Genomic DNA, 16443 nt, shown 5'->3' with positions numbered 1-16443 from the left:
GCAAATAGGTTCTTACAGCAATGGTTCGCACGTTCGCCTACGCCGAAATGAAGCTGTAAGCACGTATACGTTCTTACACCGGGCAAACTGAGGTTACTTTGCAGCTGTAAGCGCAAATAGGTTCTTACAGCAGTGGATTGCATGTTCGCCAACGCCGAAAAGAAGCTGTAAGCACGTATACGTTCTTACAGCGGACAAACTGAGGTTACTTTGTGACTGTAAGCACACATAGGTTCTTACAGCAGTGGTTCGCACGTTCGCCGACGCCGAAAAGAAGCTGTAAGCACGTATATGTTCTTACAGCGGACAAACTGAGGTTACTTTGTGGCTGTAAGCACACACAGGTTCTTACAGCAGTGGTTTGCACGTTCGCCGACGCCGAAATGAAGCTGTAAGCACGTATACGTTCTTACACCGGACAAACTGAGGTTACTTTGCAGCTGTAAGCACACATAGGTTCTTACAGCAATGGTTCGCACGTTCGCCGACACCGAAAAGAAGCTGTAAGCACGCATTGATGCTTACAATTCACAAATATAATTCACATGCAATAGCCCTTTCGAGTCATGTTTTTACCCTCCCTATCGAGGGAGAATAGGAGATAGAAAAAAAGTAATATAACCTATGGAAGCCGAGGCGAATGATGTGGAAGAGGATTTGGCTAAGAAAAAATCATTTTGGTTGTTTGTGGCTTGGGCTACAGCAGTTTTGGCGACGGCGGGAAGCTTGTATTTGAGTGAGGTTATGCATTTTGCACCATGCAGCTTATGCTGGTTCCAGCGAATATTCATGTATCCATTGGCACTCATACTAGGCATAGCCTACTCTAAGGGAGATGAAGGCATCGTATCGTACGCACTGCCTTTAGTTGTAATTGGTGGGGGCTTCTCGCTTTATCATACGGTGCTGCAAAAGCTGCCGCATGATTCTCCGCTTGCCGCATGCGGCCCCGTTTCTTGTCAGGGAGACTATTTGAACTGGTTTGGATTTATTACCATTCCAATGCTGGCTCTCGTGGCGTTTTTGATCATTTTGACGGCGCTGCTTCGCTTGAAGAAGCTTAATAAACAGTCATAATTTCATGGAAAAGGCAGCTGAGCAGCTCAAAAAAATTGAGTGCACAGCTGCCTTTATTGCCATTGTTTATAAAGCTAAGCGCATATCGTCGCAGGATCATTTCTCTAACGAACTGTATTATGCTTATTATGATGAAAACTACTTTTCTTTCATTTTAACGAACCGTATTAACACTATAGGCTGATTTATAGGGTGTCATGAGTCAATTTTCTCAAAATAAAGATTCTGGTATTCGTTACAATTTTAATTCATAACAAATGGTTTAATTAAGACCTACTAGGTTCGTTAGCTATACGGATGATAAGGGGAGAACATCGTTCTGCCCAAGCTCCATCAGAAAAAAAGCAGGAGCTGTTCCAAGCGTAGATCAATCTACGCCTAGAACAGCTCCGTTTATGCCTCGGCTTAAAGTTGTTTCAAAAACTCAACAATCGTCAGAAGTCCCTTGTCAAAGTTCTCAAGGTTGAAATGCTCATTAGGAGCATGCAGATTTTCGTCTGGAAGTCCGAAGCCCATCATGACGACAGGAGCGCCTAATACACGGGAGAATGTCTCGACAATTGGAATCGAGCCGCCATCCTTCGTGAAGAGCGCGCGAGTGCCATATACTTTTTCGTAAGCATCGGCTGCCTTTTGGAGCATTGGATTTGATGGGTCCATGTCGAAGGCACGAGCTTTTTCGCCGCGTTTTATAATTAGCTTTGCACCGGACTGAACATGCGATTCCAGATGAGTTACAATACGCTCTAGTATTTGAGCCGGGTCCTGATCGCCAACTAGACGACAAGTGATTTTGGCGTGAGCTTCTTTTGGAATGACCGTTTTCGAACCTTCGCCTTGAAACCCGCCATAAACGCCATTTAGTTCAAGAGTTGGCCTTGCACCTGTTCGCTCAACAAAGGAATATCCTTCTTCCCCGTATAAGGCGTCAAGTTCGAGATTTTTTCTTAATTCTTCTTCATTATGATTTTGCTTTAGGAACTCTTCACGCATAGCAGCGGAAAGCTCTGGCACACCTTCATAGAAACCTTCGATTGAAACTCTGCCTTGATCATCATGCAATGAGCTCAGCAAGGAAATCATGGCGTGAAGGGCGTTCGGAACACCGCCGCCGAATGAACCCGAATGCAGATCGGTATTGGCAGTAAGTATCGTTACTTCAAGGGAGCACAGTCCGCGCAGCCCAGTAGAAATAGCAGGTTTTCCTTTTTCAAGAAGCGATGTATCTGAGATGACAATGACGTCAGCCTTCAGCTTATCTGCATTCGTCTCCATAAAGGTCGGCAGATTAGGGCTTGAAATTTCTTCCTCGCCTTCAATACAAAACTTGACGTTGACTGGAAGCGCATTTTCTTGGTTCAGAAGCGCCTCAACCGCCTTTACATGCAGGAAAAGCTGGCCTTTATCATCGGTTGCACCACGAGCATATAATTTGCCATCGCGGATGGTTGGCTCAAAAGGAGGAGTCTCCCAAAGGTTAAGCGGATCTACAGGCTGCACGTCATAATGGCCATAGATAAGTACTGTCGGTTTGCCTGGTGCATGGATATGCTCGGCGTACACGATGGGATGCCCAGCTGTAGGATGGATCTCCACATTCTCAAGACCAGCCTTCTCTAATTTGGCTGCAACCCATTTGGCTGCTTCGTTCATGTTGTTTTTATGAGTGGATAAAGCTGAAATACTCGGGATCGTCAAAAACTGCTTCAGCTCATCCAAATGTTGTTCTCTTAGGTTCTGAAAATAGGATTCATAGCTCATTGGATAGTTGCTCCTTACATTTGGTATAGACTAAGTATACGTCTACAAGTGAATAAGTAAAACAGCTGCAAAATTTAATTCGTGTATTGCGGGCAGCAATCTGCAGAAATAGTGGAAAGCAATCCGATATCTGCGTTTATAAATAATTAGTATCCAGCAAAGAAATAAATTGTTTGGCCGCAGGGGAAAGATGCTTATTCCTATGATAGACATAACTAATTCCTCTATTGAATTTTACTCCTTTAATGTTCACCTTCACCAATAAGCCGCTTTTGATCTCCTGTTGAATAGCAAAGCTAGAAACAATAGATACCCCAAGCTCATGAATAACCCCTTGTTTAATTCCTTCTAAATTGCTAATTTCCATTTGTGTAGGAAACTCAAGCCCGTACTCAGCAAATTTTTTCTCTAAGTAAATGCGTGTTGCTGATTTATCGGGTTTAATAATTAACGTTTCGTTGACCAAATCTTCGAGTGTGCACTCTTGTTTATGAGCAAGCGGGTGCAAGGGGTTCACAATTAAGACAAGCTCATCCTCGTAAAAGGTTTTACGTTGAAACCGGGATTCATCGATTTCAATACGATCAGAAATAATTAAAAACTCTACTTTGTTGGATTCCAACATATGAACAAGGTGATTTGAAGCTGTAATGTTCATGTTTATTTTAATCTGCGGAAATTTTTTGGTATAACCTCTAAGGATCATAGGAAGCAAATAAACGCCTACAAAATTGCTCGCACCAAACGATAAAGTTCCGTATGATAAGTCTTCCAGCTGCTTAATATGGTCTTTGGCTGTATGAAGCAGGTTAATAATTTGCTCTGCGTATGGCTTAAAATTTTCTCCCTGTTTCGTCAAATAAAGCTTTTTGCCAATTCGGTCAAATAGAGGAACGCCAAGCTCTTCTTCTATACTTTGAATTTGCATGCTTACCGATGGTTGTGAGCAGTAGAGAAGTTCCGCTGCTTCTGTAAAGTTTAAGCATTCTGTTAGCGTAATAAAGGTCTGAAGTTTATTGATATTCATTTCCACGACACCTTTCGACTTATCATTTAAAAATAATCTATAACGAAACGTTATGGTTATTCAAAGTTAATCAAATTGTATTATATTTTCTGGTTTTATAAAATGAAAACGGTAACATTATTAGTTTGAGGAGGATGCAAGATGAGTGAAGTCTCGCGAGATGTAGAAAATGAGACTAAAAAGCCGCCTATGAAGAAAAAAGGGAGTCTTGAAGAAGGGATGCAAAGATTTGGTATTCCACTTGCACTTATTGTGGGGCTGCTTTTGTTCTTTATGCCTACACCGGAAGGCATGAGCTTAGAAGCTCAAAGAGCAATTGCAATATTTACAGGAGCATTGATTTTATGGATTACGACTCCGCTGCCTATTTACTTAACATCTATCATCGCTATTTTGCTTCTTCCATTAGTAGGAGCAGTTGAAGATCAAGAAGTGGCATTCGGTACGTTAGGATTTGATGTGATCTGGCTGATGGTTTCCGCATTCATCCTCACTTCGGCCATGATAAAATCAAATTTGGGTAGACGCTTATCCTTATGGATGGTCACGCAGTTTGGTAAAACGCCAAAAAAGACATTGTTTTTATTAATCGTCATTAATTTTATTTTAGCTTTTTTTGTTCCTTCAACTACAGCAAGAGCTACGCTCATGGTGCCTATATGCTTGATTTTATTAGAGGTGTATAAAGCGCTGCCAGGTGAGAGCAATCTTGGAAAAGTAATGATGCTTCAAGGCGTGCAAGCAGATGCGCTTGCTACCTCGGGTGTTATGACAGCTACTTCTGGCAATATCATAGCTGTTGGTTTCATTAATGAACAAGCGGGCGGAGATATTGGTTATATGGATTGGCTTCTCGCCTCTATGCCAACTGCAATTATTACGATGATGATTACTTTCTTCATTGGTTTAAAGCTCTTCTCCATCAAAAGTGAATCCCACTTCGATCATGCGAGGGATACGTTAAAAAATGAGTTGTTAAAATTAGGTTCCTTCTCTTTAGATGAGAAAAAGGCAGTAACGATATTCCTCCTTACGGTGGCATTATGGGCTACAGGAGATTACCATAACGCTTGGTTTGGCTTTGAACTCAGTACGGAACAGACCGCAGTACTCGCAGCACTTCTCTGTTTGCTTCCAAGGGTAGGTTTGTTGACCTGGAAAGAAACGAACATCAAATGGGAGCTCATGATTTTTGCAGCAGGCGCTTATGCAGTAGGTAATGCATTGGATAAATCCGGCGGCGCAGAATGGATTATTGGAAAAGTAGTCGCTGCGCTCGGATTGGAAAGCATGAATCATGTTTGGGTATATGTCGTTGTCGTATTCCTTAGCATGTACAGTCATCTTATATTTACGAGTAAAACAGTGAGGGTCACTATATTAATACCAGCATTCATCGCTTTAGCGAAAACGCTCGGCATGGACCCTGTGCCTCTCGCATTAGCAGCAGCTATGACCATGACTTATACCATTACACTTCCGCCGCATTCGAAGGTAAATACGATCTATTTTGGAACAGGATACTTCTCGGTGTTGGATCAAGTGAAATATGCGGTAGTTACTTGTTTTGTCGGAGCATGCGTAATTAGCTTGGCGATCTTTACTTGGTTTAAAGTAATCGGAATATAGAGAGAGCAGGAGGGAGCCATATTGAACAGAAAAGTTATTTTAGCTATTGCAGATGGAATAGGGGATCTTCCACATCCTTTGCTTGAAAACAAAACGCCATTGGAATATGCAGATACACCTAATCTAGATAGATTAGCTTCTACGGGGGTTACAGGCATCATGGATTTGATTAGCCCTGGCATTCCAGTAGGCACCGATATGGGGCATCTAATTTTGTTTGGTTATCAGCCTCATCATTATCCGGGACGCGGGCCAATTGAGGCTTTAGGAATTAACATGGATGTTCTTCCGGGCGATATCGTGCTGAGGTGCAACTTTGCTGCAGTGGATGAGAATGGGATTGTCGTTGACCGCAGGGCAGGACGGATACGCAATGGAACAGAAGAGCTTGCTGACGCGATTAATGGGTTAGAAATAATGGGAGTGAGCATATATTTCAAACCGGCTACAGAGCATCGTGCTGTACTTATATTAAGAGGAACTGGGCTCAGTGATCAAATCAGCGATTCAGATCCGAAAGCGCCAAACGATGGCTGCCCATATCATACTATAGTCTCGCTTGATTCCTCGGCGGAGTCCAAACGAACAGCGATGGTTCTAAATTTATTTCTTCATAAAGCGCATGTCATCTTATCCAATCACCCTGTTAATGTAGAGCGTATGAAGCAAGGGGAATTAGCAGCTAATTTTATTCTCACGCGTGGAGCTGGACAGATGGTTCAGCTTGACCCCATAACCGATGCTCTTCATATGAAGGGCAGCTGTATTGCTGGAGAGAGTACCGTACTTGGCGTTGCCAAATTGGCTGGCTTTAAATCGGTAACAGATAGTAGAATGACAGGAAATATGGATACGGACGTTGTACTAAAAGCTAAGCTGGCACTTGAAGAAATTTCTGAAAATGATTTTGTATTAGTGCATCTAAAAGCACCCGACGTTAAGGGGCATGATAATAAGCCGTTTGACAAAGCAAAAGCGATTGAATTGTTTGATCAAATGGTAGGGATTATAGCGCAGGGAATATCTGAAGATGTATATTTGGCTGTGGCGGCTGATCATTCTACCCCTTGTGAAATCGGTGAGCATACCGGCGATCCCGTGCCTATTTTAATCAATGGACCTAGTATTCGAATAGATCGAACCAAACAATATAATGAATTAGATTGTGCGTATGGGGGATTAGGGCGTCTAACTGGACATGGGTTTATTCAAACATTGCACGGATTAATTGGACGAGTGAAAAAGCAGGGTAATTAGGGTAGCATGTGAAGATCAATCTTATTCACAAAAGCAAGGCGAAGCGACAGTTATAATTTAATCATAAAGGTCAGGCCACGTTTTCGAAACGTGGCTTTCTTTTTCTTTCAATGGGTTGATGTCGATATTTGACAAATGAAAGACGATTTTGTCACTACATGGTAATATTAGGCTTGAGAACGATAAGGAGGTAACTATTCGTAATATAGCAACTTATAATTTTTTGAGATTTCGGACTTGTTAAGGGGTGAGTGGTATGTATATACTGCGCAAAATTACAGAGAAAAAGAAAAATAAAATCAGTTTGGCTACGCTTTTAATCGGTTTAGTATCGATTTCAGTTCTACTTACGTTATCGATATTGCTTTTCGTATCTTATGAATACAAGAAACAATCATTATATGAAACAACGCTAACTCTAAATCTTTCAACCGCTTCTAAAATGAGTCAAACGATGGATTCTCTCTTTATATCCATGCGCAGCAGCCTCAAAAATGCTGCTTCTTTTTATTCAGTGGTTAATGCGGCAGATGCGGACTATCTTGATCTCATCCGTAAAAGCAGCAACTATTTTAACTCGATTATGGTCGTAGATGAATCAGGTGCAATTAGGAACATTTCTCCTTCTTCTATTGGGGCTAAAGGGGAGAAAATTGTTACGGATGCAGCGATTGAGGCATTTAAAGGTAAAAAACCATATATATCAAAACCATTCATGAGCCCATCTACGAAACAGCTTATCGTATTTATCAGTGAGCCTTTATATGACGAAAAAGGAATCTATCGCGGTTTTATTGGCGGGAGTATCTATTTGCAAAAAGATAATGTCCTAAACATGATTTTTGGAAATTACGGTCTTAATGAAAGCGGATCGAGCTTATATGTTGTAGGCTCTGATGGAAGTCTTCTTTACGATCCTAATATCATTCAAATTGGCAAAAATATTAGCTCGTATCCGATTGTTCAGCAGCTCATGCAAGGAAATAGCGGGTATAAGCTTACGAAAACAGATGGGATTTCTTTATTGGCTGGGTATTCCTATGTGCCGGAAAATAAATGGGGAATTGTAGTATATTCCGAAATAAGTACGATTAAAGCACAACTTAATATCCAAATCCGACAGATTTTGCTTTATTCGCTTTTACCATTTATTCTATTAATGCTCGCTACGATTTGGTTTGCTCACCGACTAGCAAGGCCATTTGTTATGCTTGCCAATATCGTGGGCAACATGGGGAACAAGGAACAAAAGGTCCTTACGATGGATCAGCACTGGAATCGCGAAGCGGATGTGCTAACCAAAACGGTAGTGCTTGCTTTGAATGGCATACAATTGAGAACGGATCAGCTAACCCAGGCGGCAATGACGGATGCATTAACGGGCTTAAGCAACCGAAGAAGCTTAGAAAAAACGATGAAGCAATGGATAGAGGAGCAAAAAAACTATTCCATCATCGTACTGGATATTGATCGATTCAAGCTGGTTAATGATACATACGGACATCAAGAAGGGGACAGAGTACTTCAGCATTTGTCGAAAATTGTCATGGCTACGATAAGGCCAGGAGACTTATGCAGCCGCTATGGAGGCGAGGAGTTTGTTGTTTTGCTGCCCTATACTAATGTGCATGATGCTTATGAGGTTGCTGAACGCATTCGGGAATCGATGGAAAACAGTGAGAATCACTTAAAGCATAGGATTACCATTTCACTTGGCATTGCTCATTTTCCATCACAATCAAGAAATGCGGATGAGCTGTTTGTACTGGCAGATCAAGCCTTGTATAAGGCTAAGAATACGGGAAGAAACCGGACGATGATCGCGGAAGTGAAAAGTGAGTATTTGTATTCGATTAATAGAAATAATTAGATTAAGAGCACGCCATGAATGAATGTATTTAAGAGGGTGAAGATATGATATCAATTGGCCTTGCAGGATGGGGCGATCATGACCAGCTGTATGTTCCAGTTAGCAAAGCGGGCAGCAAGCTGCGGCAATATGCAAAACATTTTCCGGTAGTAGAGGTAGACAGCACTTTTTATGCCATACAATCTAAAGAGCGATTCAGCAAATGGCTGGCAGATACGCCGGAATCCCTTCACTTCGTCGTTAAAGCTTATCAAGGGATGACCGGACATCAGCGCGGGCCTACTGTGCCGGCTTCGGAGACAAATGAAATGTTCGGTGCATTCCGGCAAATGCTGGAGCCTGTAATGGAGACAGGCCGATTGACGGCAGCCTTGTTCCAGTATCCGCCGTGGTTTGATTGTACAGCAGCTAATGTGCGAATTCTGCGGGAGACGAAAGCAAGAATGAATGGCATTCCTTGCGCGCTGGAATTCCGTCATCAAAGCTGGTTTACACAGGAGTACTGTGAGAAAACGCTGGATTTCATGAGGCAGGAGCAGTGGATGCACAGTGTTTGTGATGAGCCGCAGGCAGGAATAGGCTCCATACCGATCGTTCTCACAGCAACCAATGCACAATCAACTATTGTCAGGTTCCATGGACGCAATGTGTCTGGCTGGAATCAAGCCAGTGCACCGAATTGGCGCGAAGTTCGGTATTTATATCGCTATAGCGAGGAAGAGCTGCAAGATTGGGCGAATAAGCTGCGGCTGCTGGAGCAGCAGAGCGAGCATATCTACGTCATTTTTAACAACAATTCCGGAGGGAACGCAGCAGACAACGCGAAGCGGATGATGGAGATACTGGGACTGACTCGCCCGAACGGCGAAAGTCCGAATGAGCCGCCGCCCCCGATTATCGAGCAGTTGGATTTATTTTAGATTGACGAATATAATTTAGTAAATACAAAATCATCCAATTAATGTAATGGGAGGCTTGATATGAACCAGAGATGGAGCGTGAAGAGAACAGTTGTGAGCTTCAGCTTGTTCATTCTTATCGCATTGGTTTTATCCGTAATTATTTGGTATCGAATAATGGACCCGTTAGTAAATAACGGACTTCAACGAATCAATAATCATGATGGAAAGGTAGTAGAGTATGTCGTTGAGCTCAGCAATGAAGGGTTTCAGAAAATCGACATTAAGAAGGTCAGCGTGAATGGTGAAGATCGCTCGGATGACGTTCAACTGGGCATCTCTTATGATTCTACTCATATGGTGCAGGTCCTTCCGAATTCAGATCCGGCTACTCATTTTATGAAACTATCAGCCTCTTCTATTTATCCAGCGCTTTCTCGAGGTGAGATTCAAGCAGCACTAGAGAAAAAAGAACATACACCAATGCAATACGGTCTCCGAATTCGCTATGAACATCAACCCATACAGAATGTAACGATCACGTACAAATATTTAGGTTTTACGAAAACGAAAAGTATAACCAATTGGTTTGAGTCCGATTCTCTACAATAAGTGAGTACAACTTTATTCTCCACTTTAATAAAAATTGAATACGCTGAGTAGGCGGGGGGACTGTTTATGAGAACGATCAATGTGTATCACTATGACGCATTCAGCAATATTCCAAACATGGGAAACCCTGCAGGAGTCGTATTTAATGGTGATGATCTCTCCGAAGAGCAGATGCTGACCATCGCAGAAAAAGTAGGCTTCAATGAGACGGCATTTCCGCTGAAATCGGATATGGCTGATCTTCGAATTCGTTATTTTACGCCAGGCCATGAAATAAATCTTTGTGGTCATGCAACGATGGCAACCATATATGCGCTGCAAACGAAAGGGCTGCTGGAACATCCGTCAGCATTCACGATTGAAACAAAAGCTGGAGTATTGCCGATAAAAATCGATTTTGATGCAAATGGTGAACCTCTTATTACGATGCGGCAAGCCGCTCCTCAATTTCAGCCATTCCATGGTTCTTTATTGGAGCTGGCTCATTCTATGGGCATCGATGAAAGTGAGATCGAGACGGAGCTCCCCACTGTGTATGGAAGTACCGGTGCGTGGACCTTATTAATTCCTATAAAAAGCCTAAGCACTTTCAGTAAAATGAAGCCAAACAATTCGTTGTTTCCGCATATTTTAAAAGAAATGCCAAGGGCGTCCATCCATCCGTTTTGTTTAGAAACATACGATGTGAATGCACAGATGCATGCTCGTCATTTCTCATCGCTATATTCAGGAACGATTGAAGATCCCGTAACAGGTACGGCTTCTGGTGTAATGGGTGTATACTACGCGAAGTACATAGATAACAACTCGGAAAAATCAATTCATCTTGTCGTTGAACAAGGGCAAGAGATTGGCCGCAATGGCAGAGTTGGTGTATCAGTAATGAGGAATAATGATCAGCTCGATATCGAGATTACTGGCAACGCTATTTACGTTCATGAATTTGAGGTTCAACTACCTAAAGCAGCAGTGATAGATTGAGGGTGTATTTAATAGATGTATAAACATATAATATTTGATTTTGACGGCACACTAGTAGATTCAACGTCGGAAATAATGATGGTTTATAACGAATTAGCAGTAAAATATAATTTTAAAAAAGTAAATCATGAAGAATACAAATTATTAAACCATCTATCATTAAAAGAACGGTTTAAAGCTTTAAACGTTCCGATGTATAAGTTCCTTTTGATTAGAAAAATAGGAAAGGAATTTAAGGAGTGCTACAAACAGCATCTTAACTCGATATTATTTATTGATCAGATGAGAGAAGTGGTAAATGCTCTTCAAAGTGAAGGTTATAAAATCGCAATTATTACATCGAACTCTGCAGCGAATGTCTCTGATTTTTTACAAACTCAAAATTTCAAGGGTATCAATGAAGTTCGATCGTCAAATGGACTATTTGGAAAACATCAAACGCTAAAAAAATATTTGAAAGATAATCAATTAAATCGTGAAGATGTAATTTATATCGGTGATGAAACACGGGATATTATTGCATGTAAGAAATGCGAAATCGATGTCATTGCAGTGTCTTGGGGATTGGATACAAAAGAATCATTGCTGGGAGAGAGTCCGAATTATATAGTCGATCAACCGCATGAAATTAGGGGGATCTTAATAAAATAGAAGAAAAAATTATTGAATATTTTAAACAAGATAAGGAAATTCAAGTATGAGAATCGTCCAATCCAACGGACATTAAACTAGGAGGAGATGAGAATCTCCTCTGATTTGCATGCTTACTGCCATGTATATCCATAGGTTACTTATAGGTTACTAAGTAAAAAGAAATTGCGTACTTCATATTTGTATATCGTTGTACTATTATTAGACTTGTAAGGCTTAAGCAGAGGAATAAACAAATGATTCAGATATTTGTGGAAGCGTTATCATGATAGTAACCAACCAAGCTATACCATTTTAAATTACGATAAAACTGACGAGGTGAACGAAATGAGAGTTGTTGTGACAGGGGCTGCGGGCAATGGAGGTCAGGCCGTATGCAAAGCATTGGCCCAAGCTGGTTATACCGTTCGGATGGCAGACGTTATGCCCCCTCAGTCTGATGATTTGAAGCAGCTTGAGTTTGTTAGATGTGACATTAGGACGCCAGGCGATGTACAGCGTGCGGTGGAGGGCATGGATGCCGTTGTTCACCTGGCAGCATGGCACTGTGCACACAATCCGCCAGTTAGTGATGAAACTATTTTTTCTGTTAATGTCGATGGTACTTTTTATCTATTAGAAGCATGCAAGCAAGCGGGTATAAAAGCGATTGTCTATGCCTCCTCTATGGCATTCGGATGGGGCTCGGTTTATGGAGTAAGCAAAGTCATCGGGGAAGACCTCTGCAAGGCTTATCATGAAATGACAGGCGCATCGATTGCAATGCTGCGTTATCATGAATTTATTCCTCGGCCATATTTAGAGTTTGGGGAACGATTACTTCGCAATGGGGTAGATAGACGAGATGTGGCGGCAGCTACAGTGGCATCGGTCAAAGCAGCTTTGGAAAAGAAGATTGGGCTATTTCGCACAATTGTACATACCAATCATCATATGCCGCAAGAGGTTGTTCAAAACTTCAGCGAGCTTGGCGCAGAATGGTGTGAGACACAAGTGCCGGGCGCAAGCCGCCTGTTGAAGAAGTATGAGTTGACGCTGCCAAAACAAGTTGAGCAGCATGATCTATCAGAGGCAGAGGAGATGCTTGGATGGAAACCGGCATATGGTTTTCTTGAGTTTTTGAGAGACTTAAAGAGTAGAGATGAAAAAGGGATCGACGTTGCTAATCTATGGGTTCCTTCGGAAATTCCAGCGTTAAATGAATAGGTTGAATAGTGAAAAGCAGCGCTGTCTGAGGATAGCGCTTGAATAAGCAAATGCCATATTTAGGCGTACAAGAGGTGGTCCCTGCAAGCACGGGCCATCTTTTTTTATGATTTTTTTAATTTCATGACATTTTCATTTATTTGGCGTATTATAATGAGCGTGCTTAACCATAGCGAAAAAAAGGAGTTGAGTTCTGTAATGGATAGTCGAAGTAGCGCCGAACCCGAGCCAAGCTTGTTGCAGGGGGAAGTCATGAACAAACCAATCTTCAGAAGATTGATTACTGAACTGAAGGTCAACTCTTTTGTATGGCAGGGGCATTTCTGGCTTCCTCATTAATCTGAGGAGGTTGTAACCATGTTGAATATTTATATTACTGACGAGCACGGAATACTGAAAGAAACGGATGAGATTACTTCAGGATGCTGGGTCAATCTTGTAGCACCAACGGAGCAAGAAATGAATCTAGTAGCTGCTAAAGCACAAATTCCTTTGGATTTTATAAAGGATCCATTAGATGAAGAAGAACGGTCAAGGATTGAAAATGATAATAGCAATGTGCTTATCGTTGTAAATCTGCCATTGGTTTCGACGGATGACAAGGGTATTCCCATGTATGATACGATTCCACTAGGGATGATTATTGCGGACGATTGTTTTATTACAGTGTGTCTAAAAGACAATCCGATTTTTCACGTTTTTGCACAAAATAAAATAAAACAATTTTACACGTACAAAAAAACTAGGTTTTCATTTCAAATTTTATATTTAATAGCGACTTCATATTTGAAGTACCTTAAGCAAATTATTAAAATGACAGACGAAATAGAGAAAAAATTGCATCAGTCGATGAAAAATAAAGAACTATTTTCCTTATTGAATATGGAGAAAAGCTTGGTCTATTTTACAACCTCATTAAAGTCCAACAACATCGTCATGCAGAAAATGTTGAAAAGCAAATACATGAAAATGTATGAGGATGACCAAGAATTGCTAGAGGATGTCATTGTAGAAAACCAACAGGCTATTGAAATGTCTGAAACGCATACGACGATATTAAGCGGTATGATGGATGCTTTCGCTTCGGTCATTTCCAACAATCTGAATATTGTTATGAAGTTTTTGACATCGATTACGATTATTTTATCGCTGCCTACGATGGTCGCAAGCTTCTATGGGATGAACGTTAAAATTCCGTTTCAGGATTACCCTCATGCCTTTTTTATCGCGATGACCATTTCCGTTATTTTATCGAGTGTCACTGCCGTTATCTTCTGGAAGAAGAGGTTCTTCTAAACTATAGCTGCTTTAAATGAAGTAGAGGCTGTTCTAAACGTAGATTTATCTACTTTTAGAACAGCCTCTTTTGGGGTTAGATGAGCTTATTTAATGAACTGGAAGCAGCGAATCAATGAATTCACTAATCTGCTGGTGATATTCATCCCAGAGATAGTCTTTATTCTCAATGATTAGTTTTGGGATGTCCCACGCATTAACAGTTGCACGGACAAAGGACTGACTCCGTGACCACACCTCTGCAGCTTGTTTGAAATCCTCATCTGTATGCAGGGAGACAGGACCCCATTCATTTCCTCTTACGCTGCAAATAAACCGCCATTGTTTCTCAACATCCACTTGATAATAGTAAATAAGGCTAGGTGCCAGTGGTGCCAGTATCTGCTGTAGGGAAGAAGAGAAAACGAGAAGCTTCTGTTTATCCATGCCCATGAGATGAGCGACACTAATGGTGTCTTGAAGAAACACACTTTCAATAATAATGACTTCATGGGCACTGTGTAGCTCAGCTTGAACAAAGTCAAGATAACGAGTGGTGAGAAGCTGTATGAACTGATCTGCTTCTGCTTCATTTGTGAAAGAACTGAACTCCGGTCCTTGTAAGAGCAGGGGATGTAGTGCTTCCTCTTCTAAAAAACACCTTGCTGCTACTTGTTTTGAATTTAGTTTATCTAAAATGGATTTAGCTGTTGTCGTTTTTCCAGAGCCAGGAATACCGTCAATAATAATTAATCTTTTTTGTTTACTCATGTATAGATCCTCCCTAAATTTAAAATGAATAAGGACGGATCATTCTTGGTTTCAGACAGCAAAAATTGAAATTAGCGTTCATTTTCACTTGTTATACCTCCAAACGTTTGGATTCTAACATTAGATTCGCTTCGTTTAATTCATTTCCCTTTTTCTGGTGAGGCTCATTTCACTAGGAATGTTAATTCAACCTTGCTTTGAGTGTATGAGACCAAAGCTTGTGAATTTCTGCTGCAGAACAGTTGAATGCATCTTCAAAATCGAGTGGATTTCTGATGATTTTATTAAGGGCGTCAATGCCATAGTGTTGTAAAACAAATTCAGAGAGCGTATAAGAAAACTGAAACCCCTTTTTTTCATCAAATTCCCATGTGTTATCTTCTAAATCCTCAAAAGTAGGAATTTGGCTGTGTTTCACAAGCTCTGCTATTGAAGAATCGATGTATTCCTTTGTCATGAGACCAGCTTCGTATCCGCCTAGTCCTTGGTATAACCATTTTGGAGCGGCAGGGTTAATATCTGTCACCAACCAAATCGTATAGAGATGGAGTGTTGATTTAAGAATGGATTGATACGTATGTTCTGGACCTGGATGGAGCGGAGAAGCAATTTTTATCGTATTATTCTCAATTACACCCATAAACCAATTGGGCGCATCTGGCTCACCAACCGCATGATGGAAGGATTGAAGATCTGGATAAATTTCTATTGATATTTTTTTTGAAGGTTGATGTCTTAATTGCGTACAAATACGATCAACGCTGGTTTTCAGATGATTGATGATATCTTGATACACCTTGCTATCCTGCTCGGATGCACCCTTAAGCTCATTTTTACTAATAACAGTAATATAGTCGATTACAGACATAAAGCTTCGAACCTCCTCGTCATTGTGCAATTCTTTTCTTAACTTTTCTAAAGCTCTGTACAGGCGATTTTTGACTGCGCTTAATTTCATCTGAGTAATCTCGGACACCTCTTTCAAAGTGCAGCCGACATCATAATGGAGCGAAATGATTTCACGATCAATCTCGCTTAATTGTTCTAAAGCTAAGGTGATATCGATTCGTATCTCTACATTTTTGGTGAATTCAAAAGATATAAAACGATTTTCTAAGTGGTTTAAGTCTACATAGGTTTCGCAATTACGATCTTTTCTTCGGAATTCATTTTTTAAATTGTTGTTCGCAATATGGCATATCCAAGTGAATAGACTAGAATCACCACGAAAACTATTGATGTGCTCCATAGCCTTCATAAATGTTAGCTGTGTTAAATCCTCTGCAGTCTGAATGTCGACCTTCAGCGAGAGAAATCTTCTAATTCTATCGTAATATAGCGTGAAAATGTCCTCGAATTTGTCGTGGGCCCCTGACATCAAGTGAACCTCCCCCTGTCTTCACGTTTATTAGACACCAGGGAGATTG

Annotated in this window: 15 protein-coding genes; 11 read left to right on the top strand and 4 right to left on the bottom strand. The window is 41.0% G+C overall.

Going from position 1 to position 16443, the window contains the following annotated elements; genetic code table 11:
• Nucleotides 1–624: 624 nt before the first annotated feature.
• On the top strand, nt 625–1077 hold the full coding sequence (locus AC1DOV_RS23845) for a disulfide oxidoreductase (protein ID WP_339205055.1): 453 nt from the start codon (nt 625–627) through the stop codon (nt 1075–1077).
• Between the two features lie 405 nt (nt 1078–1482).
• Here AC1DOV_RS23845 and AC1DOV_RS23840 read toward each other — a convergent pair whose 3' ends face one another.
• Together AC1DOV_RS23840 and AC1DOV_RS23835 are read right to left on the bottom strand one after the other, a co-directional pair.
• Entirely contained in the window at nt 1483–2838 is a 1356-nt protein-coding gene (locus AC1DOV_RS23840) for a dipeptidase (RefSeq protein ID WP_477509916.1), read from the bottom strand.
• Nucleotides 2839–2974: 136 nt separating this feature from the next.
• A complete protein-coding gene (locus AC1DOV_RS23835; protein WP_475444362.1) occupies nt 2975–3865 on the bottom strand; it encodes a LysR substrate-binding domain-containing protein in 891 nt (296 codons plus the stop codon).
• A 141-nt stretch (nt 3866–4006) separates the two neighbouring features.
• On the opposite strand from AC1DOV_RS23835, the gene AC1DOV_RS23830 reads away from it, so the two are divergent.
• The 10 genes from AC1DOV_RS23830 to AC1DOV_RS23785 all read left to right on the top strand — a co-directional run bounded on the left by AC1DOV_RS23830 (nt 4007) and on the right by AC1DOV_RS23785 (nt 14266).
• Entirely contained in the window at nt 4007–5494 is a 1488-nt protein-coding gene (locus tag AC1DOV_RS23830) for an SLC13 family permease (protein ID WP_441880811.1), read from the top strand.
• A 21-nt stretch (nt 5495–5515) separates the two neighbouring features.
• A complete protein-coding gene (gene apgM, locus AC1DOV_RS23825) occupies nt 5516–6751 on the top strand; it encodes a 2,3-bisphosphoglycerate-independent phosphoglycerate mutase (protein ID WP_477551246.1) in 1236 nt (411 codons plus the stop codon).
• A 256-nt stretch (nt 6752–7007) separates the two neighbouring features.
• Entirely contained in the window at nt 7008–8621 is a 1614-nt protein-coding gene (locus AC1DOV_RS23820; protein WP_477551245.1) for a sensor domain-containing diguanylate cyclase, read from the top strand.
• A 44-nt stretch (nt 8622–8665) separates the two neighbouring features.
• Nucleotides 8666–9541 carry a DUF72 domain-containing protein gene (locus AC1DOV_RS23815; RefSeq protein WP_477551244.1) on the top strand — a complete coding sequence of 292 codons (876 nt, stop codon included), beginning with the start codon at nt 8666–8668 and terminating at the stop codon, nt 9539–9541.
• A gap of 60 nt (nt 9542–9601) precedes the next feature.
• The gene (locus AC1DOV_RS23810; RefSeq protein WP_477551243.1) at nt 9602–10132 is read left to right on the top strand and encodes a hypothetical protein; all 531 of its coding nucleotides are present in this window, start codon (nt 9602–9604) and stop codon (nt 10130–10132) included.
• Between the two features lie 66 nt (nt 10133–10198).
• Nucleotides 10199–11113 carry a PhzF family phenazine biosynthesis isomerase gene (locus AC1DOV_RS23805; RefSeq protein WP_477551242.1) on the top strand — a complete coding sequence of 305 codons (915 nt, stop codon included), beginning with the start codon at nt 10199–10201 and terminating at the stop codon, nt 11111–11113.
• Between the two features lie 15 nt (nt 11114–11128).
• Nucleotides 11129–11764, top strand: a complete 636-nt coding sequence (locus AC1DOV_RS23800; RefSeq protein WP_477551241.1) for an HAD-IA family hydrolase — start codon at nt 11129–11131, stop codon at nt 11762–11764.
• Nucleotides 11765–12091: 327 nt separating this feature from the next.
• Nucleotides 12092–12970, top strand: coding sequence for an NAD-dependent epimerase/dehydratase family protein (locus AC1DOV_RS23795; protein ID WP_477509907.1), 879 nt, complete (start codon nt 12092–12094; stop codon nt 12968–12970).
• 198 nt (nt 12971–13168) lie between these two features.
• Nucleotides 13169–13309: a hypothetical protein gene (locus tag AC1DOV_RS23790; protein ID WP_179089775.1), complete on the top strand. Its 141-nt coding sequence runs from the start codon at nt 13169–13171 to the stop codon at nt 13307–13309.
• An 18-nt stretch (nt 13310–13327) separates the two neighbouring features.
• Nucleotides 13328–14266 carry a magnesium transporter CorA family protein gene (locus AC1DOV_RS23785; protein WP_076267332.1) on the top strand — a complete coding sequence of 313 codons (939 nt, stop codon included), beginning with the start codon at nt 13328–13330 and terminating at the stop codon, nt 14264–14266.
• A 90-nt stretch (nt 14267–14356) separates the two neighbouring features.
• On the opposite strand, the gene AC1DOV_RS23780 is transcribed toward AC1DOV_RS23785, so the two are convergent.
• On the bottom strand, nt 14357–15016 hold the full coding sequence (locus AC1DOV_RS23780; RefSeq protein WP_477509906.1) for a P-loop NTPase family protein: 660 nt from the start codon (nt 15014–15016) through the stop codon (nt 14357–14359).
• A gap of 181 nt (nt 15017–15197) precedes the next feature.
• On the bottom strand, nt 15198–16394 hold the full coding sequence (locus tag AC1DOV_RS23775) for an RNA polymerase sigma factor (protein ID WP_339205040.1): 1197 nt from the start codon (nt 16392–16394) through the stop codon (nt 15198–15200).
• Nucleotides 16395–16443: the final 49 nt, after the last annotated feature.

This window comes from Paenibacillus sp. 01T47, from assembly GCF_056398245.1.
Note: the sequence above shows the minus strand (reverse complement) of the source record. Positions and strands in the feature narration are given on the sequence as shown.

Excerpts from the sequence above, each read along its gene's own strand:
- AC1DOV_RS23845 (WP_339205055.1), top strand. The coding sequence starts at position 625 with ATGGAAGCCGAGGCGAATGATGTGGAAGAGGATTTGGCTAAGAAAAAA.
- AC1DOV_RS23840 (WP_477509916.1), bottom strand. The coding sequence starts at position 2,838 with ATGAGCTATGAATCCTATTTTCAGAACCTAAGAGAACAACATTTGGAT.
- AC1DOV_RS23835 (WP_475444362.1), bottom strand. The coding sequence starts at position 3,865 with ATGAATATCAATAAACTTCAGACCTTTATTACGCTAACAGAATGCTTA.
- AC1DOV_RS23830 (WP_441880811.1), top strand. The coding sequence starts at position 4,007 with ATGAGTGAAGTCTCGCGAGATGTAGAAAATGAGACTAAAAAGCCGCCT.
- AC1DOV_RS23820 (WP_477551245.1), top strand. The coding sequence starts at position 7,008 with ATGTATATACTGCGCAAAATTACAGAGAAAAAGAAAAATAAAATCAGT.
- AC1DOV_RS23815 (WP_477551244.1), top strand. The coding sequence starts at position 8,666 with ATGATATCAATTGGCCTTGCAGGATGGGGCGATCATGACCAGCTGTAT.
- AC1DOV_RS23810 (WP_477551243.1), top strand. The coding sequence starts at position 9,602 with ATGAACCAGAGATGGAGCGTGAAGAGAACAGTTGTGAGCTTCAGCTTG.
- AC1DOV_RS23805 (WP_477551242.1), top strand. The coding sequence starts at position 10,199 with ATGAGAACGATCAATGTGTATCACTATGACGCATTCAGCAATATTCCA.
- AC1DOV_RS23800 (WP_477551241.1), top strand. The coding sequence starts at position 11,129 with ATGTATAAACATATAATATTTGATTTTGACGGCACACTAGTAGATTCA.
- AC1DOV_RS23795 (WP_477509907.1), top strand. The coding sequence starts at position 12,092 with ATGAGAGTTGTTGTGACAGGGGCTGCGGGCAATGGAGGTCAGGCCGTA.
- AC1DOV_RS23790 (WP_179089775.1), top strand. The coding sequence starts at position 13,169 with ATGGATAGTCGAAGTAGCGCCGAACCCGAGCCAAGCTTGTTGCAGGGG.
- AC1DOV_RS23785 (WP_076267332.1), top strand. The coding sequence starts at position 13,328 with ATGTTGAATATTTATATTACTGACGAGCACGGAATACTGAAAGAAACG.
- AC1DOV_RS23780 (WP_477509906.1), bottom strand. The coding sequence starts at position 15,016 with ATGAGTAAACAAAAAAGATTAATTATTATTGACGGTATTCCTGGCTCT.
- AC1DOV_RS23775 (WP_339205040.1), bottom strand. The coding sequence starts at position 16,394 with ATGTCAGGGGCCCACGACAAATTCGAGGACATTTTCACGCTATATTAC.